This window comes from Pantoea sp. ACRSB (assembly GCF_022346905.1).
GTDB lineage: Bacteria > Pseudomonadota > Gammaproteobacteria > Enterobacterales > Enterobacteriaceae > Pantoea > Pantoea piersonii.
Genome location: NZ_JAKRNL010000009.1, coordinates 16,216 through 43,187 on the forward strand (window position 1 = coordinate 16,216; position 26,972 = coordinate 43,187).

27 protein-coding genes and 1 pseudogene are annotated in these 26,972 nt (G+C 52.6%); 10 read left to right on the forward strand and 18 right to left on the reverse strand.

Features of this window, described 5'->3' with window-relative positions; translation table 11 throughout:
- The first annotated feature begins 80 nt into the window (after positions 1-80).
- The 5 genes from MHZ89_RS19855 (at position 81) to MHZ89_RS19875 (ending at position 6,263) form a co-directional block, all read left to right on the forward strand.
- Complete coding sequence (locus MHZ89_RS19855) at positions 81-968, forward strand: AraC family transcriptional regulator (protein ID WP_311784398.1); 888 nt, start codon at positions 81-83, stop codon at positions 966-968.
- A gap of 1,170 nt (positions 969-2,138) precedes the next feature.
- A complete protein-coding gene (locus MHZ89_RS19860; RefSeq protein ID WP_311784399.1) occupies positions 2,139-3,737 on the forward strand; it encodes a PTS sugar transporter in 1,599 nt (532 codons plus the stop codon).
- A 25-nt stretch (positions 3,738-3,762) separates the two neighbouring features.
- Entirely contained in the window at positions 3,763-4,602 is an 840-nt protein-coding gene (locus tag MHZ89_RS19865) for a histidine biosynthesis protein (RefSeq protein ID WP_311784400.1), read from the forward strand.
- Between the two features lie 46 nt (positions 4,603-4,648).
- The gene (locus MHZ89_RS19870) at positions 4,649-5,461 is read left to right on the forward strand and encodes a Cof-type HAD-IIB family hydrolase (protein ID WP_311784401.1); all 813 of its coding nucleotides are present in this window, start codon (positions 4,649-4,651) and stop codon (positions 5,459-5,461) included.
- 46 nt (positions 5,462-5,507) lie between these two features.
- Positions 5,508-6,263: a DeoR/GlpR family DNA-binding transcription regulator gene (locus tag MHZ89_RS19875; protein WP_311784402.1), complete on the forward strand. Its 756-nt coding sequence runs from the start codon at positions 5,508-5,510 to the stop codon at positions 6,261-6,263.
- A 287-nt stretch (positions 6,264-6,550) separates the two neighbouring features.
- On the opposite strand, the gene MHZ89_RS19880 is transcribed toward MHZ89_RS19875, so the two are convergent.
- On the reverse strand, positions 6,551-7,051 hold the full coding sequence (locus tag MHZ89_RS19880; RefSeq protein WP_311784403.1) for a hypothetical protein: 501 nt from the start codon (positions 7,049-7,051) through the stop codon (positions 6,551-6,553).
- A 710-nt stretch (positions 7,052-7,761) separates the two neighbouring features.
- On the opposite strand from MHZ89_RS19880, the gene sapA reads away from it, so the two are divergent.
- The 3 genes and pseudogenes from sapA to MHZ89_RS22710 form a co-directional block, all read left to right on the forward strand.
- Positions 7,762-9,384: an ABC transporter substrate-binding protein SapA gene (gene sapA / locus MHZ89_RS19885; RefSeq protein ID WP_311784404.1), complete on the forward strand. Its 1,623-nt coding sequence runs from the start codon at positions 7,762-7,764 to the stop codon at positions 9,382-9,384.
- On the forward strand, positions 9,385-10,350 hold the full coding sequence (gene sapB, locus MHZ89_RS19890) for a putrescine export ABC transporter permease SapB (RefSeq protein WP_120454159.1): 966 nt from the start codon (positions 9,385-9,387) through the stop codon (positions 10,348-10,350).
- Positions 10,351-10,484: 134 nt separating this feature from the next.
- Positions 10,485-10,643, forward strand: a pseudogene (locus tag MHZ89_RS22710) (hypothetical protein); the annotation flags it as partial.
- A gap of 30 nt (positions 10,644-10,673) precedes the next feature.
- On the opposite strand, the gene MHZ89_RS19895 reads toward MHZ89_RS22710, so the two are convergent.
- The 8 genes from MHZ89_RS19895 to MHZ89_RS19930 all read right to left on the reverse strand — a co-directional run bounded on the left by MHZ89_RS19895 (position 10,674) and on the right by MHZ89_RS19930 (position 14,586).
- On the reverse strand, positions 10,674-10,952 hold the full coding sequence (locus MHZ89_RS19895) for a YrhB domain-containing protein (RefSeq protein WP_120454155.1): 279 nt from the start codon (positions 10,950-10,952) through the stop codon (positions 10,674-10,676).
- A gap of 94 nt (positions 10,953-11,046) precedes the next feature.
- On the reverse strand, positions 11,047-11,499 hold the full coding sequence (locus MHZ89_RS19900) for a toxin glutamine deamidase domain-containing protein (protein ID WP_311784405.1): 453 nt from the start codon (positions 11,497-11,499) through the stop codon (positions 11,047-11,049).
- Between the two features lie 894 nt (positions 11,500-12,393).
- Complete coding sequence (locus MHZ89_RS19905) at positions 12,394-12,657, reverse strand: MafI family immunity protein (RefSeq protein WP_311784406.1); 264 nt, start codon at positions 12,655-12,657, stop codon at positions 12,394-12,396.
- Between the two features lie 121 nt (positions 12,658-12,778).
- The gene (locus MHZ89_RS19910) at positions 12,779-13,168 is read right to left on the reverse strand and encodes an EndoU domain-containing protein (RefSeq protein WP_311784407.1); all 390 of its coding nucleotides are present in this window, start codon (positions 13,166-13,168) and stop codon (positions 12,779-12,781) included.
- 104 nt (positions 13,169-13,272) lie between these two features.
- Positions 13,273-13,689: a hypothetical protein gene (locus MHZ89_RS19915; RefSeq protein WP_311784408.1), complete on the reverse strand. Its 417-nt coding sequence runs from the start codon at positions 13,687-13,689 to the stop codon at positions 13,273-13,275.
- On the reverse strand, positions 13,653-13,904 hold the full coding sequence (locus MHZ89_RS19920) for a VENN motif pre-toxin domain-containing protein (protein ID WP_311784409.1): 252 nt from the start codon (positions 13,902-13,904) through the stop codon (positions 13,653-13,655). Before MHZ89_RS19920 ends, MHZ89_RS19915 begins: the two co-directional genes overlap by 37 nt.
- Positions 13,905-13,970: 66 nt before the next feature.
- Complete coding sequence (locus MHZ89_RS19925; RefSeq protein WP_311784410.1) at positions 13,971-14,111, reverse strand: hypothetical protein; 141 nt, start codon at positions 14,109-14,111, stop codon at positions 13,971-13,973.
- Positions 14,112-14,190: 79 nt separating this feature from the next.
- The gene (locus MHZ89_RS19930; RefSeq protein ID WP_311784411.1) at positions 14,191-14,586 is read right to left on the reverse strand and encodes a VOC family protein; all 396 of its coding nucleotides are present in this window, start codon (positions 14,584-14,586) and stop codon (positions 14,191-14,193) included.
- A gap of 183 nt (positions 14,587-14,769) precedes the next feature.
- Between MHZ89_RS19930 and MHZ89_RS19935 the strand changes: the two genes are divergently transcribed.
- Complete coding sequence (locus MHZ89_RS19935) at positions 14,770-16,293, forward strand: sensor domain-containing diguanylate cyclase (protein ID WP_311784412.1); 1,524 nt, start codon at positions 14,770-14,772, stop codon at positions 16,291-16,293.
- Here the strand turns inward: MHZ89_RS19935 and arnF are convergent.
- The 9 genes from arnF to MHZ89_RS19980 all read right to left on the reverse strand — a co-directional run bounded on the left by arnF (position 16,288) and on the right by MHZ89_RS19980 (position 25,778).
- Entirely contained in the window at positions 16,288-16,671 is a 384-nt protein-coding gene (arnF, locus tag MHZ89_RS19940; RefSeq protein ID WP_311784413.1) for a 4-amino-4-deoxy-L-arabinose-phosphoundecaprenol flippase subunit ArnF, read from the reverse strand. The genes MHZ89_RS19935 and arnF overlap by 6 nt on opposite strands.
- Positions 16,668-17,000, reverse strand: coding sequence for a 4-amino-4-deoxy-L-arabinose-phosphoundecaprenol flippase subunit ArnE (gene arnE / locus MHZ89_RS19945; protein WP_311784414.1), 333 nt, complete (start codon positions 16,998-17,000; stop codon positions 16,668-16,670). Before arnE ends, arnF begins: the two co-directional genes overlap by 4 nt.
- Positions 16,997-18,658 (reverse strand): lipid IV(A) 4-amino-4-deoxy-L-arabinosyltransferase, encoded by a 1,662-nt coding sequence (gene arnT, locus MHZ89_RS19950; RefSeq protein WP_311784415.1) that lies wholly within the window; start codon positions 18,656-18,658, stop codon positions 16,997-16,999. Before arnT ends, arnE begins: the two co-directional genes overlap by 4 nt.
- Before the next feature lie 33 nt (positions 18,659-18,691).
- Complete coding sequence (gene arnD / locus MHZ89_RS19955) at positions 18,692-19,576, reverse strand: 4-deoxy-4-formamido-L-arabinose-phosphoundecaprenol deformylase (RefSeq protein ID WP_311784416.1); 885 nt, start codon at positions 19,574-19,576, stop codon at positions 18,692-18,694.
- Positions 19,573-21,552, reverse strand: coding sequence for a bifunctional UDP-4-amino-4-deoxy-L-arabinose formyltransferase/UDP-glucuronic acid oxidase ArnA (gene arnA / locus MHZ89_RS19960; protein ID WP_311784417.1), 1,980 nt, complete (start codon positions 21,550-21,552; stop codon positions 19,573-19,575). Before arnA ends, arnD begins: the two co-directional genes overlap by 4 nt.
- Positions 21,552-22,535: an undecaprenyl-phosphate 4-deoxy-4-formamido-L-arabinose transferase gene (gene arnC, locus MHZ89_RS19965; RefSeq protein ID WP_311784418.1), complete on the reverse strand. Its 984-nt coding sequence runs from the start codon at positions 22,533-22,535 to the stop codon at positions 21,552-21,554. The genes arnA and arnC overlap by 1 nt, the downstream gene beginning before the upstream one ends.
- A gap of 1 nt (position 22,536) precedes the next feature.
- Positions 22,537-23,673, reverse strand: coding sequence for a UDP-4-amino-4-deoxy-L-arabinose aminotransferase (gene arnB / locus MHZ89_RS19970; RefSeq protein ID WP_311784419.1), 1,137 nt, complete (start codon positions 23,671-23,673; stop codon positions 22,537-22,539).
- Positions 23,674-24,410: 737 nt separating this feature from the next.
- Complete coding sequence (locus MHZ89_RS19975; RefSeq protein WP_311784420.1) at positions 24,411-24,815, reverse strand: cupin domain-containing protein; 405 nt, start codon at positions 24,813-24,815, stop codon at positions 24,411-24,413.
- Between the two features lie 213 nt (positions 24,816-25,028).
- A complete protein-coding gene (locus tag MHZ89_RS19980) occupies positions 25,029-25,778 on the reverse strand; it encodes an SDR family oxidoreductase (RefSeq protein WP_311784421.1) in 750 nt (249 codons plus the stop codon).
- 238 nt (positions 25,779-26,016) lie between these two features.
- On the opposite strand from MHZ89_RS19980, the gene MHZ89_RS19985 reads away from it, so the two are divergent.
- On the forward strand, positions 26,017-26,901 hold the full coding sequence (locus MHZ89_RS19985) for a LysR family transcriptional regulator (RefSeq protein ID WP_311784422.1): 885 nt from the start codon (positions 26,017-26,019) through the stop codon (positions 26,899-26,901).
- The last annotated feature ends 71 nt before the right edge of the window (positions 26,902-26,972 follow it).

The following is a 26,972-nucleotide window of genomic DNA, read 5'->3' on the forward strand; positions in this document are numbered from 1 at the left end:
TTGAGTCAGGTGATTACTATATAGTCAGCCTTCTGTACTCACTACAACGCAGCGTCCAGCATTCATTCGCAGGAGTCCAAATGATCGATCCTTTAGCCGAGATAGTGTCGCTGCTGCAGCCGCAAGCGGCATTCTCTAAGCGTGTGTGCGCCAGTGGCCGCTGGCGAGTAAATCGCAGTGAAACTGGTCAGCCGTTCTACTGCCTGATGCTGGAAGGTTGCAGTGAGCTGACTATAAAAGGAAACCCGCCCATTACCCTGGAGAAGGGAGATTTTGTACTTATCCCCGCGGCGCTGGAGTTTTGTATGAGCAGCGTCGAACCGCCAGCCGCCGATGCGCCGGAAACCCTGCCGCAAATGCTCGCGCCCGGGGAATTCTGGGTAGGCGATCCAGGACAACCCGCTGATGTACAAACCCTGATTGGCTATTGCCAGTTCGACGCGCCCGATGCCGGGCTAATAGTCTCGTTGCTACCGCAGTTTATTCATGTTCGAGGCGAGTCACGTCTGACGATGCTGGTGCAGCTGGTGATGGATGAATGTCGCGCACAACGTTCCGCGCGCGATATAGTCCTGGAACGATTGCTGGAGCTGTTATTAATTGAAGCGCTACGATCGATATTGATCTGCAATGCATGTCCGGGCGTGATGAGTGGGCTGGCTGATGAGCGCGTGTCAGCGGCGATCCGCGCCATTCACGCCCGGCCAGAGCATAGCTGGACGGGCGCCGAACTGGCGAAAGCAGCGGCCATGTCACGTTCCGCATTCTTTGTACGCTTCCGGGAAGCGGTTGGCGTGGCGCCGATGGACTATCTGCTGACCTGGCGAATGGCACTGGCAAAAAAACTTTTACGCGGCAAAGATATGACGGTGGCCGAAGTGGCTGAGCACGTTGGCTATCGCTCTGCCAGCGCTTTTAGCGTTGCTTTTTCCCGCCATGCTGGGATTACGCCGGTAAAATATGAATAGGTTTCTTTCGGCGCCAGCAGACATTGCCTGAGGGCTTATGGAGGCGGTGCTTCAGGCTCAGTCAGAACCGTAAAGCTTTCGGAGTCACAACGAATCATGCTGCATATGCACTTTATTGTTCCTGCGGTTTCACTGTGGGGGGCACCTGACACCGCTGCGCTATATGTCGATGGCGTAATCCATGACTGATTTCGGATGAGACGAAAACCTAAAAAAGGCTCATAACGGGGCCATGATGATAAAAATAATAAGTTATACCGGTGGTTTATTACCAGTCGTGAAAGGCTAAGGCCCGCCTTTCGCTGATAGCAGAAGACTAAGAGCAACATGATGCTCTGTCGACCTCCCCCACCCCGGAACCCATCTGGAATCTCATAGCCCTTATCAGGTATCACGTTAACGGTTGCCCGCCAGCCTCCCTCACTATTTGGGACTTTGGTATCGGGTCGTTTGCCCCTGTATTATTTGGGAGAGTAATGCACTCAAGCCAGAGTTGGGCGATGGCTTATCTGGTGCTGGCTGCCGGAGGAGTAATTACAGCCATGACTGCTGTAACGCTCAGGCTAAGAAATTAACCTGAGCGTTATGATTTTATTCGCTCTGTTCTGACCTGAGCGCTGTGCTGTCAGAAATAGCAGAGATGTAATGGTTTTTTTATCGAATCCCTTCCTTCAGTAGCCAGAGCTATATGAGCCCAATTGCGGTCATATCATTGCTGGGGTACATTTTCGAGCCAGAAGCAGAGTCCAATCGACAATACTTGCCTGTGAAGAACAGACACGTAATAAAATCCATTTAACTCAAATAATTACCTGTTCAGCTTAGCCCGCCCTGTCTTACCAGGGCCTTCATTTAGCTCTTTTCAACCCCCGTGGAGCCATCAATTCACTACCTGTTTTCGTTTGATCCACTTCACACTTCCACAAAAAACAACACAAAACAATAACAAGATAAAAATCTATAAAAAAGAAAAATAATAAAATAAAAAACCAAAAAATAACCATTAAAGCCAATGAATAGATATTAAATATTGTTTTATCAAAAAATTAACTGCACCAACCCAGAAAGAACCTATTGATATAAGTTGTTTTGTTTGGGAATATCCTTGAAAGCAAAACATCAACAACAAAACAACACCAGAAGAGCATCTACCCCCGAGAGGTTTTTTTTATGAAAAAGATTGCCATTATCGGAAGCAGTGGAGGAAATCTCTACAACCTGGGCGGTGCAGACCCAGAGAAGCTGCTCGCCGAAATTTACGTTCAGTGTGAAGCTGCGGGCATCGAGGTTGGCGCAGTGCAGTTTATTGCTGCTGAAGCCTCCATGGATAATGCCAAACCCACCACGCCTGCCAGCGTGTATACGCTCCCGGACGGTAGCGGTTCAAAACCCAAACGAACTTTTGACGGCAAACTGTCCGAGGTTAATGACGCCATGAAGGACACTGACGCCGCGATCGCCAGTGAAATTCGCAGCGGCAATATCCACGGCCTCATCGTCATGAGCGCAGATCCAGGCAGTGCGAACAGAGAAGTATTCAGAGCTGCGGCCGAAACCAAAGTGCCGATTGTAGGCACAGGTGGCACCTCTATGGCTATGATTGCCGCCTCAGGGGCAAAAGTTGTCGCGACATCCGGGACAACCGGAACAACAAGCCGGACCCGGGCCGTTTCCTTTGCTGCCTCTCTCGCAAAACACTGGGGTATGAAATATCGCCCGAATCTGGGTGGCGCCACCACTGGCAGTGTGGGTTCTGGCCAGAGCCTGCTCAAACGTATCAATATCCGCAGCATTATGATCCCAGCCTTGCCGGGATTCATTGCCATGGCTCTGGTGCTGGCCGCAAGTCATATTCCCGGACTGGGAAAACTTAATGACATCTTTGAAATTCTGCTTAAGGGACTGCCGGTGCTGGTGGCCGTTCTGGCCGCGAAGCAGGTTTCAGAACTTGATGAGGTGTCAATCGTATCTGGGGTGGTCGCAGGCGTACTGTCGGTAGAAGGTGGACTGATTGGCGGGATCATCGGCGGCCTGTTAGCCGGTATATTCGTGCGCTATCTGTTCGAGCTGTGCCTGAACTGGCGCTTTCCTATGACGACTGTCAACATCGTGGCGGGCGGTATTTCGGGTCTTGCTGCCGGTCTGATTATGCATTATCTGCTCAGTCCACTCGCCCTGATGGCCGGTGACTATATCAAGCTGGCTATTTCAGCCACCCTTGCCTACAGCCCTATCCTGGCGGGTTTGCTTGCAGGGCTGGTTATCTGGCCGGCAATACTTGCTGGTATATACCACGCAGTCATTCTGCCGCTGGTTCTGCTGGAAATGGAAAAATCGGGCGTTAGCTTCCTGGGTGCTGTAGATATGGTTGGCCTGGTTATGGTCGCCGCAGGCATCAACCTGGCCAATATGATTGCTCCACGCGAAAAAAGTGAAGCAGCTGTCGCCACGCCGGGATTACTGATCAATATCGGCTTCGGGACTTTTGTCGAATCTGCTTATCCCTTCATGTTCGCAAATAAAGTCGTGTTCATCTCAGCAATTGTTTATGCGGGGCTGGGCGGCATGTTGCTGGGATATTTCAAAATTATGGGCGTCGCTTATGTGCCCGCATTCGTTTCGCCTTTCATGTCAAGTAATGCGCTGAATATGGCGATTGTAATGGCCACAATCCTGGTGCTCACCTGTATTACGACCGTGATTGCCAACCGCTTTAAAGCCGTCTCGAAAAAAGAAGAGTCTACTCAGGTAGCTCAGTCTGTTAAATAACTCACCAGTCTCAAAGAGGTAAATCATGTTTAAAGGTGATATGAATAAAAAACGTGCCGCAGCCATTAAAAAAGTGAAGGATGCGATTGCACTTCACGGCGGCCAGACAATTTTAAGTACAGGGATCACTGGTGATGATGCGCGCCTCGCAAAAGCAGTCTGCGAAGCGGGTGTAAAACTGCTGGAACCTAACCATCCGGCACTGGCGCTTGCTCGCGGCCATCGTGGCGTAACAAATATGCATGCCGCTGAACAGATTCGTCACGAAATTTCTAACACCCAGATGGCGGAAGCCTGTCAGGGCGTCCGCAACGTCGTGCCTGATGACGTCTTCATCACCGTGGGTATTTCAGGCGGCTTTACCGAAACGCTGCCAGTCCCGCTGACCGACGAGCATATTCTTGAAATCGCCCGTTCGGGTGCAGATGGCCTGCATACGCATAAATCAGACTGGGATGACCTGAAAGAAGTGGTCGATCTGGCACACAAATATGGTCTGACGGTAGATGCCTATATCGGCCACCCTGACGATTTGCATACCTTTGGCTTGCCGGCTCGTACACCTGAAGAGGTTGCTCAGGTCGCAAAACGCATGCAGGACATTGGCGTGGATATGATTGGTCTGATGACTGGAATGAGCTATGAAGGTGTCGCTGCAGGTGAGATCCCGCAGATCATCAAAGACCGTTTGCATGCGCTGGTCAATGCAGTAGACGTACCGACCCTGGCTGAAGGCGGCATCAATGTCCGCAACGCGCAGGCTTTCCGCAATACCGGCGTAAACATTCTGGTAGTAGGTACGGCAATCGATAATATGGTGCAGGCAGCAGCAAAAGAAGCCGTTTTACCGTTTATTCAGCACTAATTTCCCTTTTAAAAAGGAGCTTCGGCTCCTTTTTTTGGAGTATAAGATGAAACTTATCGCTCTTGATATGGACGGAACGCTTCTGAACTCTCAGGGCCATATCTCTGCAGCAAACCGGAGCGCGCTTAAAGAATTCACAGAACGTACCGACGGTTATATTGCCGTCTGCTCTGCCCGACCGCTGAAAACCTTATTATCCCTTCTGAAAAGCGAACAGGTCATTGCAAGCATACGTTATGTTGCAGGATTTAATGGTGGACAAATCTTTGATGTTTTGAATGATAAAATTATATTTGAGCGAAAAATGACACGGACGGAAATCCGTAGCATTGACGCAGCCGTTAAGCTTTATCAGTATGACCATCATTTTTTCACAGACAAAGAGATTAAATACAGTAATTGCAATACCGTCTCACGCCACACACTTTACGAAGCAAAAATTTTTAACTTAACGAGTAAGCAATATCCTTTATCAGAAATATTTAATTCAACCGATATATATAAAATCACTGTTTGCGGAGATCGTTTTTTTATACCAAAATATCAGGAAAACATTCAGGAAACGCTACCTCCAGGCTTTATCAGCTTGATCACGGGGGATCATTATATTGATATCCAGCCAGCAGGTATCGATAAAGGACATGCGGTTGAACGTATAAAGTCAGAACTTTCCCTGCTAACCGAAGAGGTGATGGCAGTTGGCGACCAGCAAAATGACCTGCCCATGTTCAGGGCGGCGGGAACAGGCGTGGCGATGGGAAATGCCGGGGATGACGTCCGTGAAGCTGCAGACATGGTGACGGCGCACAATGACCGTGACGGCGTGGCGTGCGTTATCAAAAGATTGCTTTATCAATAACATAATTGTATCTTTAAGCATATTACATTAAACAGAGATCCCTTGAATGAATCCGGTATCAAGAAAAAACTACATCCTTGACGCGCTGAATAAGTCAGGGGAAGTAAGCGTACTTTCTCTTTCTGAGGAATTAAATGTTACCTCTGAAACTATACGCCGCGATCTGTCACAACTTGCTGATGAAGGATACTTAGTTAAAATACACGGAGGCGCGCTTCGCAAACAGATTTATAAAGAAGATGAGTTTTCAGAAAGGCTTAAAAGCATGCGCCCAGCCAAGGAAGCCATTGGACGCAAAGCAACAACCTTGATTTCCCCTAATGATATTTTATTTATCGACTCTTGTACAACTAACCTTATTTTCTCCGAACAGATCCCCCCTCTTCCATTGACTGTTTTCACTAACTCGTCACTCATTGCAGAATCTATAAAACAGAATAACAATTTCGCACGTGTTTATGTGATTGGCGGGGAATACAACCTTGAGTTTCGTGCGAACCTTGGCGCAGAGGTCGTTGAGAAAATTAACACCATTCGTGCTGATATTTGTTTTTTAGGTGCAGGCGGCATTACATTAAATGGTGGTGTACAGGTTAAAAACATTGATGAAGCGCATGTATCCAAGGCAATGCTTAAAATGAGCAAAAAACGTATTATTCTCGCTGATCACACTAAATTTGGACAGGAGGGAGTAATGAGTATTGCCTCACTGAATCAAATTGATGCTATTATTTCTGACCAGTTATTTGATTCGCAGCAATCTCCGGCACAAGAATATGGAAAAAAACTAATTTTAACTTAATCAAAAAGGAAGTCCTTTTTACTGTAAAACATGTTTTGAAGGTATACGGTATTTATTCTTGGTTAACTTTCTTATTCCACACCGAATGTTAATTTTATTGCAAAAAATATTTTATTTTGCTGTGTAAACCTCTTAAGACATCTTTGATATATCATGACCTTATCCTTTCTCTATAAAACCCTCTGGTTTCTGGATAAGTCGCATCATTTCTTCGACTTTCTCCCTAAAATTTTCTACACCTTTTATTAAAGCATTTCGGCGTAGAAGCTCCCCTAAAATCCTTATGTTTATTCACTCGCGAGAGTACTGTATGTTTTCTTTTCTCGATCTAATATCATCAGGCATCTGCATTTCCAAATAGCCTGTGCACTTGTCGCCATAAGTGCCGCTCTGGCTTTTATAAAATATGAGTTAAGCTCCTGCTGCGTTGGCTCAATAAATGGCGCACCACAAATATAATCTACATTATTAATGTCTACAAATTTTAACACCTCCGCTGGATTTTCAGCTAAAGCATAAGCCATTGATATATTTATTCCCTCCTGAAAAGAGGTAACTCCCAGGAATGGAGGCTTTATTAGCTCAGGATAAAGACTCATCCACTGAGACTTCCCTTCTGAGATATAATTTAAAACGTCTTCATATTCAGATAGCGCAATATAATTGCTATTATTTTCATGAATCGCCATCTTAATCTTTCTGTAGGTAACCTGCTCTTTATCATCATGATAATTCGCCGCGCACATAACAAGAGGCAACAACAAAATAATAAGCACCAGCCATTTCATCTTATGCTTAACTCCCAACTTCCGGCATCGACGTTTTCTTTCTGACTAAAGAGCAACAGCCCTGGGCAATTGAAATTGATTAACAACCAAATAAGGTAACTCTGCCTCGTTGAGGATGCACGTCGAGCGTTTAGTTATTTCGCTCATGAAGCATAAATTCTCACTCCAAAACTGGAGTATTATTTAAATAATTGTTTATTACTCATGGCTTATTTATTTTTTAATTACTCTTTCCATTAACCTTACTACGTATCAGCCACTTAATTTATTAGATAAAGTACTGGCCTGAGCTAATCCCATGCTTAAAGGAATAAGTTACTGTAACCGTTTAGCCAGTGCGCCGTAAACGAGGGTATTGATGCTAATGCGGGATATTTTTTCAGAAATCGCTTACAAACGGGGCTGAAGGCGCAGCGCAAAAGCTAGCGGGGAAAACAAAAAAAAGCCCGCTTACGCGGGCAACAATACTGGAAGCAATGTGAGCAATGTCGTGCGCTTCATCAGTAGAGCCACCGCTGAAGCGCAATGAAATAATAATCATTCTTGTTCTCACTTGTAAAGCGCTAATTGAGAATTTTTCTCATTACCATGCTAATGGTGTGTCTTTACTCTTCTGGATGGCGAAATTACCTGCAGCCGCGCCGCCATGTTTTGGGTCATCGTCCCCTTTGCGATACACTCAGCCTATTGCCCGGACACCGTTGAGTTCTATGTCAAAACTAATCCCGTCGCTGATGCTTATTCTCAGCGTATTAAGCGTCTCTGCCTGGTCGGCAGAGAACCGCGATATCCGCCACAGCGGCTTTGTCTACTGCGTTAACGGCACGCTGAGTACCTTCAATCCGCAGATGGCAAGCAGCGGCCTCGCCGTGGATACGCTCGCCGCGCAGCTGTATGACCGCTTGCTGGATGTCGATCCCTATACCTATCGTCTGGTGCCCGACCTCGCCTCCGCCTGGGAAGTGCGCGATAACGGCGCAACCTACCGTTTTCACCTGCGCAGCAAGGTCTCGTTTCAACATACTTCGTGGTTTACGCCCACGCGCGCGATGAACGCCGATGACGTGGTGTTTAGTTTCGGGCGAATGTTTGATCGCAACCACCCGTGGCATAACGTCAACGGCGGCAGCTACCCCTACTTCGACAGCCTGCAGTTTGCTGATTCTGTGCAGAGCGTAAAAAAGCTCGACAGCAATACGGTTGAGATCCGGCTCAATAGCCCTGACGCGTCGTTCCTCTGGCATCTGGCGACTCACTACGCGCCAATCCTCTCAGCGGAGTATGCTGACCAGCTGACTCGCAGCGGCCGCCAGGAAGAGCTGGATCGCCAGCCGGTCGGTACTGGCCCCTATCAGCTCAGCGAGTATCGCGCCGGGCAATATATCCGGCTGGCACGTAACCCTGCCTACTGGAAAGGGGTGCCGCGCCTGCAGCAGGCGGTGATCGATTTGGGCGCAGGCGGCACCGGCCGTATGTCCAAATTGCTGACTGGCGAATGCGATGTGCTCGCCTATCCCGCCGCGAGCCAGATCTCAATCCTGCGCGACGATCCTCGTTTACGTATGACGCTGCGACCAGGGATGAATATCGCCTATCTGGCGTTTAATACTCGTAAGCCTCCGCTCGATCGACCGGAAGTACGTCATGCACTGGCGCTGGCGATCAATAACGAACGGTTGATGGAGTCGATCTATTACGGTACGGCGGAAACCGCTGCCTCAGTGCTGCCGCGTGCCTCATGGGCATATGATAGCGAAGCGCGCGTTACTGAATACGACCCGAAAAAAGCGCGCGCGCTACTCGAATCGTTGGGCATTACCGATCTGCATCTGCGTCTGGTGGTGCCCTCCGCTTCGCAAGCCTGGAATCCCAGCCCGCTGAAAATGGCGGAACTGCTGCAGGCGGATCTGGCGCAGGTTGGCGTGAAAGTCAGCATTGCGCCGGTAGAGGGCCGTTTTCAGGAAGCGCAATTGATGTCGATGAACCACGATCTGACGCTAACCGGCTGGGCGACCGACAGTAACGATCCAGACAGCTTTTTCCGTCCGTTACTAAGCTGCGCGGCGATCCGCTCGCAGACCAACTACGCGCACTGGTGTTCTCCTGGCTTCGATGAAGCGTTGCAGAAAGCGCTGCTGTCGCAGCAGCTTGCGGGTCGAATTGATAACTATCATCTGGCGCAGCAGATGCTGGCGCGCGATTTACCTGTGCTGCCGCTCGCCTCTTCGCTGCGTTTGCAGGCCTATCGCCACGATATCAAAGGCCTGGTGTTAAGTCCGTTCGGCAACACCTCTTTTGCCGGAGTTTATCGTGATGAGCGCGAGGAGCCGTAAGTGATCATCTATATGTTGCGTCGTCTGTTATTGCTGGTGATTACCCTGTTTCTGCTGTCGCTGGTGGGCTTCAGCCTTAGCTATTTCACCCCCAACGCGCCGCTGGAAGGCGCCTCGCTGTTCGATGCCTGGTGGTTCTGGTTCAGCGGTATGCTGCAGTTTGATTTCGGCGTCTCCAGCACCAACGGCCAGGAGATCGGCCTGCAACTGCGAGAGGTGTTTCCCGCCACGCTGGAGCTTTGCGTGCTGGCGTTTGTACTCGCGCTGTTAACCGGGATTCCGCTGGGCATCTGCGCGGGCGTGATGCGTAATAAATGGCAGGATAAGGTGATTAGCGCGCTGGCGCTGCTCGGCTTCTCCATGCCGGTATTCTGGCTGGCGCTACTGTTTACCCTGTTTTTCTCGCTGACGCTTGGCTGGCTGCCGGTCTCCGGACGTTTTGACCTGCTCTATCCGGTGCAAAACATTACCGGCCTCGCGCTGGTGGACGCCTGGCTTAGCCCCTCGCCGTGGCGTCACGAGATGCTGGTGAGCGTATTGACGCATATGATCCTGCCGGTGATTGTGCTGGCGGTCGCTCCCGCTACCGAAGTGATGCGCCTGCTGCGTGCCAGCACCAGCGAAGTGATGGATAAAAACTACGTCAAGGCAGCCGCCACACGCGGGCTGTCGCGCTTTACCGTGATCCGTCGGCATGTGCTGCACAATGCGCTGCCGCCGGTGATCCCGCGTCTGGGCTTACAGTTTTCCACCATGCTGACGCTGGCGATGATTACCGAAGTGGTATTTAACTGGCCTGGTCTGGGCCGCTGGTTAATTAACGCTATCCGCCAGCAGGATTACGCGGCCATTTCAGCAGGCGTAATGGTGGTTGGCGGTCTGGTAATCCTGGTGAATGTGATTTCCGATATTATTGGCGCGGCGATGAATCCGTTGAAGCATAAAGAGTGGTATGCGTTGCGGTAGGGATGCATTGAGCGTTATTAGTTTTGTGCCGACTGTTCTGCATAAAGAGGCTGCCAGGATGACGCTGATAGCTTTACCGAGCGTCATGTAAAATGCATTAGCTTGTTGAGCCAGCAACAGGGCCGATGCTAAAGCTAACGCTTTGTTCCTTAGCGCTGCCCGAGCCGGAGATTATGCAAACGCTGCGCAAGGTCTGTAAGCTCTCCGCCCGCAAGCAGCGCCAGGCAGAGGCATTTTACAGACGATTACCGCACCGCAGCCACGAATCGGTAACTGATTGGTATATAAAGTAAAATCCCAACCGCGAGAGGTTGGGATTTTTTCTAACTCAGATGCTTTTTATTTTCTTCGTATTCATGTAAATATTTTTCAAGAGGATAGGCTGTTCCAAATTCGTGTATTTCTCCAGTATCCTTATCCACTATAAAAGGTGCATTACCTGCAAGTAGCGCACTATCATTACCGGTCTCAAGATATTCTCTGGATTGAAAACAAAAGAACCACCCCTCAGCAAAGCGTCCCTGAAGAGTAATAACCATCGGTATTTCTTCACCGCTGAGGTGATCGACTGCTTTTGCTACCGCTTCATCAAAAGTAATCATTAATTCGTCCTCAATAACTGGAATGATTTAAACTGACTAAGATCAGCAGACTTACCCGTTTGTCCATCAAGGAAGCGAACCGTACCATTTTGATTCACAACATTAAATATATACCTGGCTGACCAGGGCCATAAGAACCAAAAACAATTCCTCTCGCACCAGAACCAGCGTTTGTCATTTGCTGCATAATACTGTCAGATGAAGAGGCATATTTAAATTTTGTTCCGTATTGTTGCTCCAAAACGCTTAACGGTACGCCTTTAGTTGAGTTTATTGGCAACGTTGATGCTGGATTTCCAGCCAAAGTAGCATCAGTAACAATCGAACAATTTACGCAGTTATGCGTCCGGCCCGGTTCAGGATAACCGGGGTTAACATTTTTAATTGAACCAGCATTTTGTTCAGTGGACCCTGTACCCTTCATCCCATACACCGCGCCCGCCACCGCGTGCGCCATGGTGTTGGCCATGAGGTTAGTGTTTTCCGTGCCGTCAGGATTATATGTTGTCGTCGCTTTCCTGATGGCGTAAAAGAGGTACGGTGCCATCGCGCCGCCCGCTGCGGCACCCAGATTGCTGGCGCTCAGACCACCCCTATCGAACGATTAAGCTCGCGTATTTTACTGCTACGTTACTGCCCTAGAGCAAGAAAACTTTTTTGAATAACTGATGAATAGCTCTTAATATTGCTGATAATAGAAATATTCAATTATTCAAGCGGGATTAGGTTTATTAACATCAAACTTAATCGTTTCATTAACAGATAGATCTCGAATCTCACCTGCAATACTTCCCCTATATATCATTGCCGATGCAGATTGCTCACTGAAAATATTCTTCTAAGACAAATTGAACTACAGGAGCGAGTCTGTGTCCTTTTTTAACTCTACCTGCAATTTTTAGAATCCTGCCCTTGCCGGGAAACGAACGTCATTATTTATACCGCTCAATTTTACACCTGCTGCCGGATTTTCCTGCATATCACTCCAAAATATTTGTTTATTCATATCCCGTGGTATTGCTGATTGATTCGGCTTAGCTGTTGATTTTCTCTGCCGCACTTATCAGAATTTTGGTATCGATAAATTTCGCAACTTTACCGACTTATGACAACGCTTTCTCAGCTGGGATAGATGTCAGCAGCGCCAACGCGTAGTCTTTCGCGCCTTTCGCCGTAAGTAATGCCATTACCGTCTCTGAGACCGGATTATTGCTCAGTATGGCTTTGCATTTTTCGGCAGATCACCTTTCACTATCCGCACCAAAACTGCCTGTCCCTGCTCTGGCGGCAGGTTTTTATCCTGAGCATATGGCGCGTAAGACTTTAAGACTGGCCGTAATCCATAAAACCTTTATCAAAGCCATCCAGACCATCCAGACCATCCAGACCATCCAGACCATCCAGACCATCCAGACCATCCAGACCATCCAGCATATTATTCTTAACCTCTAACTAATTCTTTTAAATGTTGGAGACTAATATTATTCTGATCCATTTTAAGTTCATTGCATATTTTTATAGCTAGTTCATACTCATCTTTATTAATTGATACTTCATATTCGCTTAGGTGATCACAGATGGTTTCGAAAGCTAACCCTCTTTCATCATAATCTACATAATTAATTGCGTCTTGGAGTAACTCATTATCCAGGCGATCCCTGAAGAGACCACCAAAGTCCTTTATTTTTTTATCTAACTTGCTCATTTAATGACCACCTACTTTTTTATCGGTTTATAACTACCCGGTACAGATGCATTATCAGGGAACGCAGTGATAATTTTTCCGGCAGCTGGTTGATATTCAATCCTGACTCTCACACCATCTCTTATTTCATAAGCAACCCAGTTAGCAGGTTTGCCTTTGCTAGTATAACTGCCACCAGTCCCTGTCTGGGCATAGGAGAAGTCGCTATATCTCCTATCTCATGTACTATTTTTTCTGCACTCCAGTTAGACGGGAATGTCGTTTTTCCGGGATTTGCTGGAAATAAATGCCCGCCACTGGTTAAATTATCACCATAGAGTATATGCTGCTTAGCCTCAGGAGATAAAATATCCGTATAATCTTTGCTGTTCCCGACCGTTCCTGTCATATCCTTGTAAGGTAATGAGTTTCCCTTATATTTCCCACCCGTATACTCGACATCCGTTATCGCTCCATCCCTCTTAGGACTGTATGCACCTTCACCGGCTTTCCATGTCAGTGGGGGAAGCACATCATCAATTTTGGATGCTGCTTTTGATGCAACTTTCTCAACAATCCTCTCCGTCAGTACCGCACCGCCCTTCGCTAATCCGGCACCACCGGCAAGTAATCCGGCTATATCCGTAACCAGCTTACCGCCTTCAACACCGCATTAAACGACCCGCTGGCACCGGCTTTCTGATACTCCACTTCCATCCGGTTGATACGGTCAATATAGGACTGTTTCACCGCATCCGAAACGTTACCCAGCACATCTCCACTGTTAAACAACGATTTCAGCGCTTCGTAGGGATCAAGCGGACTGCTGGCTATCTGTACGATACCTTCAACAGAGTCATAAATCCCCGCAGGAACTCCTGCCAGCATTTTTGTACCAAAAGCAGCATCCTGGACCACACTGATGGCATTCCATTTGGCACCGACTTTCCACTGACATGAGGCGCTACCTTTACAGGCATCAAACTCTTTATCCCGTTCAGAGCGTTGCTGACTGCTCAGATAATTATTCTCAACCGAATTCTTCCCGGCCACCGCCCCGGTCCCGCCTCCAGCGCCGAGTCCGACGCGATGCCGCCCGCCAGCCCGGTCACCATCTGGCTCAGCGCGCTCACCGTCTGCTTCTGGCTCTCCGTCAGGTCGCTAATCTTCATGTCAGGGTACATTACCGCCGCAATAGCCTTCGCCGCCAGTTCTCCGTCTGCCGCACCCGCTGCGCCTGCCACCGCGTGCGCCATGGTGTTAGCCATGAGGTTGGTGTTTTCCGTGCCGTCAGGATTATACGTCGTCGTGGCTTTCCTGATGGCGTTAGCGAATTAAGGCGCCATTGCCCCACCCGCTGCGGCTCCGAGGTTGCTGGCGCTCAGCCCGCCCAGCGCGCCCGTCACCATGGACTCTTTCGCCTGTGAACCACGGCTCAGCAGCGCATCCGTAATAGGGCTGGTGAGCTGAAGCATCAGGCCGCTCTGCTTCTGTTCATAGTTCTGACGGTGGGTCAGTGTGTCGTGACAGCAGAAACGTAGCCGGCATACCGAGTTAATTATCGCCCCAGCGCATGTTCTGAATTACGACCCTGTAACCGTCAATATCCCTGAAAGTGATGCCTCTTTGCTCCCAGTAAGGATTAAAAGATTTTACTCTGACAAAACCGGCATGACTCATTGTTGCGCAGCGCTTTTCCCAGCTTCCTTTGTCAGGCACGTACAATACTAAAAGGTCTTCGGCCGACGGCGAAGGCGTCACCGGATGATGGTGACACTGCGTGAATTCAAGATGCCAGGCTAAATCCTCCCGGCCTAACATGCATCCGCTGAACCCGTCATGATCGCTAAATTCACCGATTTTTTTCAGGCCCAGGCCGTCGCAGTACATTTCACAGCTTTTGCTGAGCAGGCTTACAGGCCTTGCGATGCGCATCTGTTGAAATTCCATAGTCACCTCTTTTTAAAATTGACCACCTTAGAACGAGCCCTAACGCAAAGCGCTGTGGCTTCGGCTATGACAAACGGCAAGAGAAGTGCCCTTTCATCGGCCGCCTGTCTGCGTACCGGCCTGCAGGTCCGCTTTTTACTGCTACCTTTTACTGATAACCCTCTGTTTTACTGGAGAGAGACTTTGCCATCACCCCGCACCAGAAGAACAGAGCGCTTTGTGCTGCTGTTTCTGCTTTTTATTAGCCTGTTTATCGTGACGGCATGCAGCTGGGCATTATGGCGATCCTGGCAGAACCGGCTTCAGGACGTCTCCGTCCAGGCCCGCAACCAGTCGCTATCTCTGTCGCGGCAGGCGCAGGATACTTTCCTGCAGGTCAATATTGCGCTGGATGAAATAGCCCGCCAGACAGACCAGGTATTTAGCCACCCGGAGGCGTACAGCGGCGGACGTGGCATTCTCGCCGGACTCGCTCTTCCTCTGCCTCAGCTGGCTGGCCTGTTTGTTTATGATAAAGAGGGCAACTGGCTGGCCACCTCCCGCGACCAGCATGACACCCGGCTGAATAATGCCGACCGGGAGTCGTTTATCTGGCACCGCGACCACGCAGACGCGGGCGTTCATATCGGAAAGGTTATCCGCAGCCGCAGCGCTGATGAACTGGTCATTCCGGTTTCTCTGCGGCTGAATGACGCTGAAGGTAATTTTCGTGGCGTAGCGCTCGGCTCGGTAAAGGTCGCCTTTTTTCGCCAGTTCTACGGCTGGTATGAACAGAGCCCTGGCGATCTGCTGGCGCTGATGAACACCGAGGGCCTTCTTCTCTATGCCCGCCCTTTCCCTGACAGCGTGCTCAACCGCAGCCTCTCCTCCAGCCCGCTCTTTACTCGCCTGCTGAGCCAGTACCGCATCGGCAGCGCCACCTGGAACAGCCGCCTTGACGGACAGGAGCGTCTTTTCGGCTACGCCCGACTGGAGCGTTATCCTCTGGTGGTGGCTGTCGGCTATGAAACCCGCGCGATCCGGCACGCCTGGTGGATGAGTAATATCACCGGCATCAGCGTTAATATTTTTACGTGGCTGCTGGTTTTGCTGTTCGGCTTTCTGGTGCTTCGGCATCTGCACGCCAACCAGCAGAGCCAGCAGGCGCTGATGCGCTCGCAGGATGAGCTAACGCGACTCAACAGCACGCTCAGCGACCTGGCGATGCTGGACGGCTTAACAGGACTGGGCAACCGGCGACAGTTCGATTTTTATCTGGAGAAGAGCCTCGAGGGCGCCGCCTCGCCGGTCTCTCTGATTATGTTCGATGTGGATTACTTCAAGCGTTATAACGATGAGTATGGGCATATCGCTGGCGATCGCTGCCTGCAGGAGGTGGCGGCGGTGCTGAAGCACCTTCCGCTACGCAGTACCGACCGGGTGACCCGCTATGGCGGGGAGGAGTTTGCCATTATCCTGCCGGGCACAAAGGCCCGGGATGCGGAGAACGTGGCGCACCGGGCGCTGGAGGCCATTCGCCGGGCGGCGCTGCCTCATGGGGCGAGTGAACTGCCGGAAAAAATCGTTACCCTGAGCGCCGGTATCAGCGCTTCCTCTTCCGGAGACTCGCCTGACTCGCTGAAGCTTGCCGCCGACGAGGCGCTGTACGTCGCTAAAAAAGCGGGCCGTAACTGTATTGCCGGTACGGATGGCATCTGCCTGCTATAACCTGGCCTTGCGGCGTGGAACAGAGATAATGACCAGACCCAGCACGATCAGCAGCACGCCCGCGAGGCCGCTCCAGCGGAACGGCTCGCCGAAGACCGGCAGCAGAACCGCAGCCAGCCACACCAGCACATAGCTCAGGCTAAGCAGCGGATAGAGCCGGTTAAGCGGCAAATGACGCAGCGCCAGCATCCAGCAAAGCATAGAAAGCCCATAGGCTCCCAGCCCGATACAGAGCAATACCAGCGGCTTGCTATGCTGCACCCAGTCGACGCTCAGCCATTCAGCAGCGGGTGGAAAGTCCCGCATCGCCAGACGTAATACCAGCTGAGCCAGCGTCACCAGCAAAACAGAGCACAGCGCCAGACCAAGGCCTTTCACAGGTGGCTCCCTATCAGCGCCACACCAGCGACAATCGCCAGCGTGCCGATCCACTGCTGCAGCGTATAGCTTTCCCGCCAGATAAGACGCGCGGCAAGCGCCACCAGCACAAAATTAATGCTGAGCATCGGATAGGCCACGCTGACCGGCACCAGACGCAGCACCCACAGCCACACCAGCATCGCGACGCCAAGCAGCAGCAGGCTTAACGCGATCCACATCAGCAGGCGTTTTTTGCCCTGGCGCGCGCCGAGGGTGGCCGCCTGTTTCTGGCACAGTTGCGCTGCGCAACTCAGCAGGCTCACCAGCATAATCAGCAGCAGATTCATGGTTTTTCGTCGTAACCGTAATAAACCAGCCGCCCCTGACGATAAACCTCATCCGGCTTCGGCAGGCTCGCATCCGGTTCCTTCTGACCAGAATCGAGCATCATCACCACGGATACCTTGCCAGTGCGACGATGCTCCTGAAGCCAGCCCGCGAAGGCGCTGCCATCCACATAGCGCGGCTGCGCATCGGGATAGCTGAGGCCATATTGCAGTTCGCCTTTAGCGTCATAAAGGGTAATATCGCTGCGCCGCAGCTCCCAGGCGATCGCCGAGGCGACGCCCGGATTGTCCGCCAGCAGATAACGGCTGCCCACCAGCCGCTCGCTTATCGCGCTGACGAAACTCTGCGGCTGTTTCGAGTCGCGCACCTTCTGTGGAATAGCGAACCCAACCAGCAGCGCCAGCGCCAGCGGACAGAGTGCCGCCAGCTGCCAGCGGTTATCGCGCGGCCGGAGGCTCAGCCAGCCCACCACGCCCCAGCAGACAAACGCTCCTGCCGCCCAGACCACGCGCATCTTCTCGTCGCTGGCGTAGAGCGGATGGTGTGCCAGCCCCCACGGCGCAAGGAATGCCACGACTGCGATCGTCGCGATCAGGCCGAACAGCAGGTTGATCCAGCCGTTAATCTTAAACACCTTGCCCAGAGCTGCGCTGCTGCCGTGGGCATAGCGCGCTATCAGCAGCGCCAGCGGCGCGAAGCAAGGCAGAATATAGGTGGGCAATTTGCCTTTTGCGATGCTGAAAAACAGCAGCGGCATCACTACCCAGCACAGCAGATAAGCCGCGCCCGGCTCTTGCCCGCGCTCCCGCCAGGCCGCCTTCAGCGAGCCAGGCAGCAGCGCCAGCCACGGCATACAGCCCGCCAGCAATACCGGCAGGTAATACCAGAACGGTGCTTTATGCTGCGCATCGGCTTCAGCAAACCGTTGTATATGCTCGACCCAGAAGAAGTAGTGCCAGAAATCCCCTTCCTGCCGATTGATCGCCAGCGCCCAGGGCGCGCTGATTAACAGCGCCATTACGATGGTCAATAATCCCCAGCGCAACAGTTCAGCGAAGCGACGCTGCCAGATAGCCCAGGGCACGATTGCCAGTACCGGTACCGCCAGCGCCAGAAAGCCCTTGGTCATAAAGCCCATGCCGCAGGCGGCGCCGAGCAGCAGATAGCCGCCGAGACGCTGCTGCGTAGTGCTCGCCTGCGCCGCCAGCCAGTAGCTGCACATCGCCGCCACCAGCCACAGCAGTAAAATGGGATCAATCACCGCATAGGTTCCGACACCATATACCAACAGCGAAGTCAGAAAAATAAGGCCGCCGGTGAGCGCGATTGCCCGGCTGGCGAACATGCGTCTGCCAAGCCAGTAGAGCAGCAGCGCGCTAAAGGTGGTGCTGAAAATCGCCCCTGCGCGCACGCCGAAAAGAGTATGGCCAAAGATGAACTGGCCGATATTGTTTACCCAGTAACCGGCAATCGGTTTTTCAAAGTAGCGTAAACCGAAAAAGTGCGGCACCACCCAGTTGCCGCCCGCGAGCATTTCGCGGCTGATTTCGGCATAGCGCGTTTCATCCGGCTGCCATAAAGCACGAAATTCAATCGGGATAAGGTAATAAAGCGCGAAGAGCGCCAGCAGCAGCGCGGTTTTAGTGCCTGTACGCATCCATGTTTCCTGTGCAAATAATTACCGTTACGTTCAGCCCTGACAGCCCAGCCAGCCTTCGCGTCCGGGGATGTGGCCGCGGACGAGGCTGCCACGCGGCAGCGTGCTGAGATCGGCGGGCAATAGCTCGCTGAGCGGGCAGAAGTGGATACCCTGATCTTCTGCGCGTTTCAGCAGTTCCGCGAAAGCAGATAATCCAACAATGCCTTCAACCTCGGCATGAATGGTGTAAACCGGCGAGCCGGTAGCAGCCAGCATCTGTTCGAGGATAAAGTCGTTGAAGCCTGCCGCACTGACCTGCTGACCGACCACTTCGTCCCAGGTCGGCAGCGTAACTGGCACCTGCACCGTACCCTTGCTGCCGTCGCTAAGCTGCGGAATAAAGGGCCCGCTGCCGCGGCAGTCGCTGTTATAGAGGAAGCCAAACGGTTCTTTGGCGTCGACCACGCGCGTATCGGCGCGCCAGCCCGCCACCGCCGAACAAGTGACAGCGTCACCTGTTATCGCCTCCAGCGCCGCTTTGCCCCGCGCAATCTGCTCAGTCAGCTTCGCCTGCGGCCAGACGCCCGCCCAGGTTTGCCAGGCGAAATGGTCCCAGGCATGCAGGCCGATTTCGTGATGCTCAGCTGTGGCGCGAATAATGTCAGCCAGCCCGCGCCCAATATCCCGTCCCGGCCAGGCGGTGCCGGCCAGCAGGATATCCCAGCCGTAGAGCGAGGCTGCGCGTGAGCGCAGCATCTTCCACAAAAAGCGCGGCTTCATCAGACGCCACAGGTGGCGTCCCATGTTGTCCGGCCCGACGCTGAAAAAGAAGCTGGCCTGCAGCTGATGCAGACTGAACTGCTCCAGCAGCGCCGGAACGCCCAGCTTTGTACCTCGCCAGGTGTCCACATCGACGCGCAAACCGACTTTCTTCATGGCTTGTCCTGTAGCTCAACGGTGCGCAGGAAGAAGTCCAGCGTGTTGTCGATGGTGGTATCCATCTCTACCGTCGGCGTCCAGTTCAGCAGACGGCGTGCGTTTTTGATCGACGGCTTACGGTGCTCTACGTCCTGATATCCCTTCCCGTAATAGCTGCTGCTCTCGACTTCGCGGAAACCGGCGAACGGCGGGAAGCGGTCACGCAGCGGATGGCGTTCGAAGCTCGCCAGCAGATGCTCAGCCAGCTCTTTGATGCTGGCTTCATTGTCCGGATTGCCGATATTGACGATCTGGCCGTCGCAGTTGCCGTTTTTGTTTTCAATGATGCGGAACAGCGCTTCAATACCGTCACGAATATCGGTGAAGCAGCGTTTCTGCGCGCCGCCGTCGATCAGCTTGATCGGCGAACCTTCCACCAGATTAAGGATCAGCTGGGTGATAGCGCGTGAGCTGCCGATACGGGCGGCATTCAGGTTATCGAGACGCGGCCCCATCCAGTTAAACGGACGGAACAGGGTGAAGCGTAATCCCTCTTTTTCGCCGTATGCCCAGATAACGCGATCCAGCAGCTGTTTCGATACGGAGTAGATCCAGCGCTGTTTGTTGATCGGGCCGACCACGAGATTAGAGCTATCCTCGTCGAAATGGTTGTCGGTGCACATGCCGTACACTTCTGAAGTGGACGGGAAAATAATGCGCTTTTTATACTTCACGCAGTCGCGGATGATCTTCAGGTTCTCTTCGAAATCGAGTTCGAACACGCGTAGCGGGTTGCGGGTGTACTCAATAGGCGTGGCGATCGCCACCAGCGGCAGCACCACATCGCATTTCTTGATGTGGTATTCAATCCACTCCGAGTGAATGCTGATATCGCCTTCAACAAAGTGGAAGCGCGGCTGATCGAGGAAACGGCTGATGGCGTCAGACCCGATATCCAGCCCGTACACCTCAAAGTTATCATCCTGCAACAGGCGTTCAGTTAAGTGATTGCCGATAAAACCGTTAACGCCGAGGATCAATACGCGGGTGCGCCGTTTGATCGCGGCGACCGGCTGCGAGTAGAGCAGCGCGCCCGGCACCATGCCGAGGTTTTGCGCCAGCTGGCTGCCGTTCATATAGACGCCGTTATCACTCTGGCCGGTCAGCACTTCCAGCGCGCCTTCGCCGCAGGCGATCAGGAAAGGATCGACCGACAGCACCGTACCCGGCTTCGCTTTTGGCGCATCCGCATGTACGCGCCCTTTCCATACCACAAACTTCAGCGTACCGGCGAAGGCAAATGCGCCCGGCCAGGGATCGGTCACGGCGCGCACCAGGTTGTTCACCGACTGCGCAGGCCATTCCCAGTTGATACGCCCGTCTTCTGGCGTGCGGCGGCCGACCACCGTGGCTTCGCTGTTGTTTTGCGGCGTGGCGGAAATGTCGCCGCGCTTCATCGCCGGTAATACGCCATCCAGCAGCTCCGTCGCACAAGCGACCAGCTTGCGGTGCAGCGTCAGAGCGTTGTCCTGCTCATCAATCGCCACGCGCTGCTGAACGACGATATCGCCAGCGTCGGCGCGCTTCACCATGCGGTGCAGCGTCACGCCGGTTTCCGTTTCGCCATTTACCAGCACCCAGTTAAGCGGTGCGCGGCCGCGGTATTTCGGCAGCAGCGAGCCATGCAGATTAAAAGCGCCAATCCGGGCGGTCTTGAGGATGCTGTCGCTTAGCAGCGCGCGGTAATAGAAGGAGAAAATAAAGTCAGGCTGCATCGCTTTAATACGATCGACCCACAGCGGATGGCTGGCGTCTTCCGGTGCGTAAACCGGGATGCCCTGCTCCGCCGCCAGGCGCGCCACGGAGGGAAACGCATGGCTTTCAGGCGAGGTGTCAGCATGAGTGAAGATGGCGCTGATTTCATAACCGGCTTTCAGTAGCGCGCTAATGCCCGCACAGCCCATTTCGGCGTAGGCGAAGACGATGGTTTTCATTACTCGGATTCCTGTACAGAAGAAGCTTTTTGCTGTGGGTGAATAACACGCTGGATAAAGTAGCGGGGACGCGCGCGGACATCGTTATAGATACGGCCGATGTATTCGCCAAGCAGGCCCATGCCGATAAACTGCGCGCCGACAAAAATAAAGAGCACGGCGAACAGCATGAACACACCGTCGCCCGCCCAGCTGGCGCCGAGGAACAGACGCAGCACGATCAACACCAGCGAGAAGGCGAAACCAGCCAGCGCGATCAGGCTGCCGATAATGCTCAGCAGACGCAGCGGCGTGGTGGTCAGGCAGGTCACCAGGTCGTACATCAGGTTAATCAGCTTCATAAAGCTGTATTTGGAGTCGCCGAACTCGCGCTCGGCGTGGGTAACCGGCAGCTCAATAGTGCGGCGCGCGAAGGTGTTGGCGAGGATCGGAATAAAGGTGCTGCGCTCGTGGCAGTTAAGCATCGCATCGACAATATGACGACGATAGGCGCGCAGCATACAGCCGTAATCGCCCATCGCTTTGCCGGTGACGCGCTGAATCAGATGGTTAATGGCGCGCGAGGCGCGGCGGCGGAACCAGCTATCCTGGCGGTTCTGACGAACGGTGCCGACCACGTCATACCCCTGCTGCGCCGCCTGCACCAGCTTCGGGATCTCTTCCGGCGGGTTTTGCAGATCGGCATCCAGCGTGATGATCAGATCGCCTGAAACATGGCTGAAACCCGCCATTATCGCCGAGTGCTGACCATAGTTGCGGTTCAGCAATACGCCGACCACATGGCTGCCGGGCATATCGGCGGCATCGTTGATCATCTGGGCGGAGCGGTCGGCGCTGCCGTCGTCCACCAGCAAGATTTCATAATCCAGGCCAATCAAGCTGCAGGCCGCATCCGTACGGCGCACCAGCTCCGCCAGGCTCTCTTCTTCGTTGTAGACCGGAATAACAACAGATACTTTGTGAATCGCTTTTTCTTCCTGCATCTCAGACTCCAGCTACGTGACGTAAGGCGTCAATAACGCGGGTGACATCGTCATCGTGCATATCCGGGAACAGCGGAATGGAGCAGATACGATCGCTGTTCCATTCGGTGTTGGGCAGGGAGAGCTGGGGATAGCGTTCGCGATAGTATTTGTGGGTGTGCGCGGCGCGGAAATGCAGGCCGGTGCCGATATCCTGCGCCTTCAGCGCTTCCATCAGCGCATCACGGCTGATGCCGCACGTCGCTTCGTCTACGCGAATGATAAACAGATGCCAGGCGTGCTGATGAGCCCATGTCGGTTGCGACAGCGGCAGGAACGGCGTGTCGGCTAATTCACGCAGATAGCGCTGGGCGATCGCCTCGCGGCGCGCATTAAAGGCGTTGAGCTTTTTCAACTGCACCAGCGCAATAGCCGCGCTGATATCGGGCAGGTTGTACTTGAAGCCAGGCATAATCACTTCCGCCTGCGGCTTGCGGCCGTGGGTATGGCGATCGTACGCATCGACGCCCAGACCGTGGAACTTCAGGCTGCGCATGCGATCCGCCAGTTCGGCGTCATCGGTAACAATCAGGCCGCCTTCGGCGCAGGTCATATTTTTGATAGCGTGAAACGAGAAGATGGCAGTACCTGAACTGCCGACATGGCGTCCCTTGTAATAGCAGCCCGCCGCGTGCGCGGCATCTTCAATCACCGGGATACTGTAACGCTTGCCGAGGGCGTGAATTGCATCGCTGTCTGCCGGTGCGCCCGCGTAATGCACCGGGATAATGGCGCGGGTGCGCGGCGTGATAGCAGCTTCGATTTGTTCGGGCGTAACCATCAGCGTATCGCGATCGATATCGATCATGACCGGCGTGGCGCCCAGCAGCGTAATGATATTGATGGTGGAAACCCAGGTCAGCGAGGGTGTAATAATCTCGTCGCCGGGCTGAATATTCAGCGCCAGCAGCGTAACGTGCATACCCGCCGTTGCGGAACTCACTGCGATAGCGTGTTGATTACCCGTGAGCTGGCAAAAAGCCTGCTCCAGCGCAGCATTTTGCGGGCCAGTGGTGATCCATCCCGATTCAAACACCGCTTTTACCGCAGCCAGCTCTTCTTCACCCAGCGAAGGCCGCGAAAAAGGAATAAATGACATAGTTAGATTCCATCAAATTTAAGTTGCTCGAACGTAAAATAGTTAAGCGCCGCCTGGAGAAATAAATATTACAAATATGAAGCAATTGTTTCTTTTTAACGTAATTTTGGTGAATCTCGCCATGACTCCCTTTTTTCAGAGAGGCGTCGGAGAAATAATGCTGACGAAACCTTAAGACAGCCTTAAAGAGGCTATCACTTTTTTCATCTGGTGTGGAAGGTAAAGCAAGAACAACTCAAGGAGGATACCGCTAATAACCCGCGCCCGATTTTATCTCTTATTTGAGCATTGCGTGTCATATGCGTTATTAGTGTATATGTTCTTTCTGCAAGATCAACTTACTGGTGAAAAGTTCATTAAAAACATAGAGATTTTTTATCAACTGCAATTAATTCAGGCCTGGAGAGTTCATTAAAAACAGCTATCTTTCAATTGTTTATGCCTGGTTTATTGATTTGACTCCCTATTTTTGATTCTGCTTTTCACCAAAAAATATGCGAACAAAAATCAACCAACCACAGGTAACTTTAACGGCAGTTAAACAAAAGCTATAAATAGTGGCAGTAAGAACTTATTTCGGAAAACAAATGATGAGACAGTCCCCAAAGATAAAGTATTGATACGCGACTGCCGCCGCGCAAAAGAGCGTTATTTAATAAGCCAGCTTATTAATGCCTTCTGGCGATAATCTACTTTGCCCGCTAAGTAAAAACAGAACTTTATAAGGGCTGGCATTGTCAAAATTCCGCCTCTTCCCCTGGCAGCGGCAGGGAAAGTTCCTGTCCTTCAACGCCAGCGTAGAAAATAAGTAATTCCGTCGGCTCTTCGGTGGTATAGCCGCGATGCGCGCTGTCGATGGTTTCATTAAGCGCCTGCCCCGCGCTAACGCTAAAGCGTTCGCCGGTGTTCTTATCTTCTACGGTTAACTGGCCAGAGAGAATATAAGCGGTATTGGGCATGGGGTGTGTATGCCAGGGTAGCTCGCTGTGGGCAGGCAATGACATACGCATCACCGATATCTGTGGTTTGCCTTCCGGGTACGCCCTGTATGCCTGACCGTTCCAGGCGGTCCCGCTTTGCAACACCAGTGTGTGTTCGATATCCGTCGGGTTTTTGTCTGATAACTGCTTCTTCTCCGTCATGGCTTCTCCTGTCAGTTAGGGTCTGGTTCGAGTGTAGCTGCCCCCGGTAAAAGCACCCTTTTGCAGGCCCCGCCTGCGGGTTTATTAGCCGGTTATAAAAAGGAAAGGCCGCATTAAGCAGCCTCTGAAACAGATTTCACAGCCTTCCTGAACCCGATGCTATCCGCACGCTTCTGGCCTGACAGCCAGATTAAAAAATAAAACGCGTGCCGATTAAACCTGCGCCAGACCGCCATCAACATAAAACTCAGCGGCATTAATAAAAGCAGCATCGTCAGAGGCGAGAAACGCCACCGCTTTGCCGACTTCCTCAGGCTCGCCCAGCCTGCCAAGAGGAACCTCAGCGGCCAGCACCTCAAAAAGCTCCTGGCGCTGTTCTTCCGGGACCAGGCCGCCCAGGCCTGCGGTGCGGATCGGGCCTGGACTGACAACGTTCACTCTGATACCGCGATCTTTTAAATCCAGCGCCCATGAACGGGCAAAGTTCCTCACCGCTGCTTTACTGGCGCTATAAACGCTGAAGTTCGCTGTGCCTTTAACTGCGGCAGTCGAGCCTGTCAGGATAACCGATGAGCCATTATTCAGGAGAGGCAGCGCCTTCTGAACGGTAAAAAGCAGCCCGCGCACGTTCGTGCCGAAGATGCGATCGAAGTGTTCTTCAGTGATTGCCTCAAGCGGCATCATATCCCCGCCGCCGGCATTGGCGAACAGGATATCAAGTCGTCCTGATTCGCTGGTGATGGTCGCAAAGACCTTATCGAGATCGGACAGACTGGAGGCATCAGCGCGGATACCGGTCGCGGCCGGTCCAATCGCCGCTACCGCAGCGTCAAGCTCTTCCTGGCGACGGCCGGTGATATAAACCTTTGCGCCCTGTGAAGCCAGCTCCTGCGCAGAGGCCAGACCGATGCCTGAACTGCCGCCGGTAACCAGCGCGATTTTATTTGCAAGTTTATTGCTCATCATTTGCTTCCTCAGATTAAGGCACGCATATGCCTGTTGAATGTCTTTTAAGCTCTCAAGCTGAACATCGCTAAATAGAGAATTAACGGCTGCCGACGGCGTTACTGACTAAGCGAGACCGGCGACTGTGGCGACAAAAGAAGCATATCGACGAACAGCATTTTTCAAAATAGAATGATTTAAAACTCATCGTTGCAGATTTGAAATGAACAGATTCCCCGATTTCGAAGGACTCGCGATGTTCGCGAAAGTAGCAGAGGAAGGATCGTTCGCCGCCGCGGCGAGAGTTATGGGCGTCTCCGTCCCAACGATATCGCGCGCCGTCGCCCGGCTGGAGGAGAGGCTGGGCGGCAGGCTGTTTAACCGCACCTCGCGCCAGGTGGCGCTGACCGAGTTTGGCCAGAGCATGGCCGCGAAAGCGTCTGAGATTTACCGGCAGGCAGAGGAAGTTGAAAGCGAGGCGCACGAGCTTGCGGTACAGCCGCGCGGTCTGGTGCGGCTGGCGGTGCCTATGGCCTTCGGGCTGCGCTGGATCGCGCCGCTGTTGCCGGAACTGATTCGCCAGTTTCCCGAACTCAGCGTGGATTTGCACCTCTCGGACGCGTCGGTCGATGTTATCGCCGAAGGCTTTGATGCGGCGCTGCGCATTGCCGCGCTGCCGGACTCGTCGCTGGTTGCGCGTCGCTTATGCGCGGTAACACAGTTTCTGGTAGCGGCGCCTTCCTATGTTGCTCGTCATGGCGCGCCGGAGCATCCCAGAGCGCTGACATCGCGTGCCTGCTTCAGCTATGCGTACCGGGCGCGCAGTCAGGTATGGCGCTTTACGCATACCTCCGGCGTGCATGAAGATATCGTTCCGAATGGACCGCTGCGGGTAACTAACTCAGACGCCCTGCTGCCGCCGCTGCTTGAAGGTCTGGGCATCGCCGAACTGCCAGAGTTTATCGCAGCGGAATATTTGCGCGATGGCCGTCTGGTACGCCTTCTTGATGAGTGGTCGATGACTCAGGGCGGGCTCTATTTCGTCACCCCAACCGCGCGCAGTCGACCGCTTAAGGTCAGAGTGCTTTCCGATTTCTTTGCCAAACGTCTCAGCGATCCAGAGTGGCGCTACGCGCCATGAAAGCAAAATCAGCAGGGATGATTACATAAATGAAATGGTAGGTTTCATCCTTTGCTGTTTTGTGCGCTTCT

Bases quoted from the DNA above. Each gene is read 5' to 3' on its own strand.
- MHZ89_RS19855 (WP_311784398.1), top strand. From the start codon at position 81: ATGATCGATCCTTTAGCCGAGATAGTGTCGCTGCTGCAGCCGCAAGCG.
- MHZ89_RS19860 (WP_311784399.1), top strand. From the start codon at position 2,139: ATGAAAAAGATTGCCATTATCGGAAGCAGTGGAGGAAATCTCTACAAC.
- MHZ89_RS19865 (WP_311784400.1), top strand. From the start codon at position 3,763: ATGTTTAAAGGTGATATGAATAAAAAACGTGCCGCAGCCATTAAAAAA.
- MHZ89_RS19870 (WP_311784401.1), top strand. From the start codon at position 4,649: ATGAAACTTATCGCTCTTGATATGGACGGAACGCTTCTGAACTCTCAG.
- MHZ89_RS19875 (WP_311784402.1), top strand. From the start codon at position 5,508: ATGAATCCGGTATCAAGAAAAAACTACATCCTTGACGCGCTGAATAAG.
- MHZ89_RS19880 (WP_311784403.1), bottom strand. From the start codon at position 7,051: ATGAAATGGCTGGTGCTTATTATTTTGTTGTTGCCTCTTGTTATGTGC.
- sapA (WP_311784404.1), top strand. From the start codon at position 7,762: ATGTCAAAACTAATCCCGTCGCTGATGCTTATTCTCAGCGTATTAAGC.
- MHZ89_RS19895 (WP_120454155.1), bottom strand. From the start codon at position 10,952: ATGATTACTTTTGATGAAGCGGTAGCAAAAGCAGTCGATCACCTCAGC.
- MHZ89_RS19900 (WP_311784405.1), bottom strand. From the start codon at position 11,499: ATGGCACCGTACCTCTTTTACGCCATCAGGAAAGCGACGACAACATAT.
- MHZ89_RS19905 (WP_311784406.1), bottom strand. From the start codon at position 12,657: ATGAGCAAGTTAGATAAAAAAATAAAGGACTTTGGTGGTCTCTTCAGG.
- MHZ89_RS19920 (WP_311784409.1), bottom strand. From the start codon at position 13,904: ATGGCTAACACCATGGCGCACGCGGTGGCAGGCGCAGCGGGTGCGGCA.
- MHZ89_RS19925 (WP_311784410.1), bottom strand. From the start codon at position 14,111: ATGCTTCAGCTCACCAGCCCTATTACGGATGCGCTGCTGAGCCGTGGT.
- MHZ89_RS19930 (WP_311784411.1), bottom strand. From the start codon at position 14,586: ATGGAATTTCAACAGATGCGCATCGCAAGGCCTGTAAGCCTGCTCAGC.
- arnE (WP_311784414.1), bottom strand. From the start codon at position 17,000: ATGAATCTGCTGCTGATTATGCTGGTGAGCCTGCTGAGTTGCGCAGCG.
- arnT (WP_311784415.1), bottom strand. From the start codon at position 18,658: ATGCGTACAGGCACTAAAACCGCGCTGCTGCTGGCGCTCTTCGCGCTT.
- arnD (WP_311784416.1), bottom strand. From the start codon at position 19,576: ATGAAGAAAGTCGGTTTGCGCGTCGATGTGGACACCTGGCGAGGTACA.
- arnA (WP_311784417.1), bottom strand. From the start codon at position 21,552: ATGAAAACCATCGTCTTCGCCTACGCCGAAATGGGCTGTGCGGGCATT.
- arnC (WP_311784418.1), bottom strand. From the start codon at position 22,535: ATGCAGGAAGAAAAAGCGATTCACAAAGTATCTGTTGTTATTCCGGTC.
- arnB (WP_311784419.1), bottom strand. From the start codon at position 23,673: ATGTCATTTATTCCTTTTTCGCGGCCTTCGCTGGGTGAAGAAGAGCTG.
- MHZ89_RS19975 (WP_311784420.1), bottom strand. From the start codon at position 24,815: ATGACGGAGAAGAAGCAGTTATCAGACAAAAACCCGACGGATATCGAA.
- MHZ89_RS19980 (WP_311784421.1), bottom strand. From the start codon at position 25,778: ATGAGCAATAAACTTGCAAATAAAATCGCGCTGGTTACCGGCGGCAGT.
- MHZ89_RS19985 (WP_311784422.1), top strand. From the start codon at position 26,017: ATGTTCGCGAAAGTAGCAGAGGAAGGATCGTTCGCCGCCGCGGCGAGA.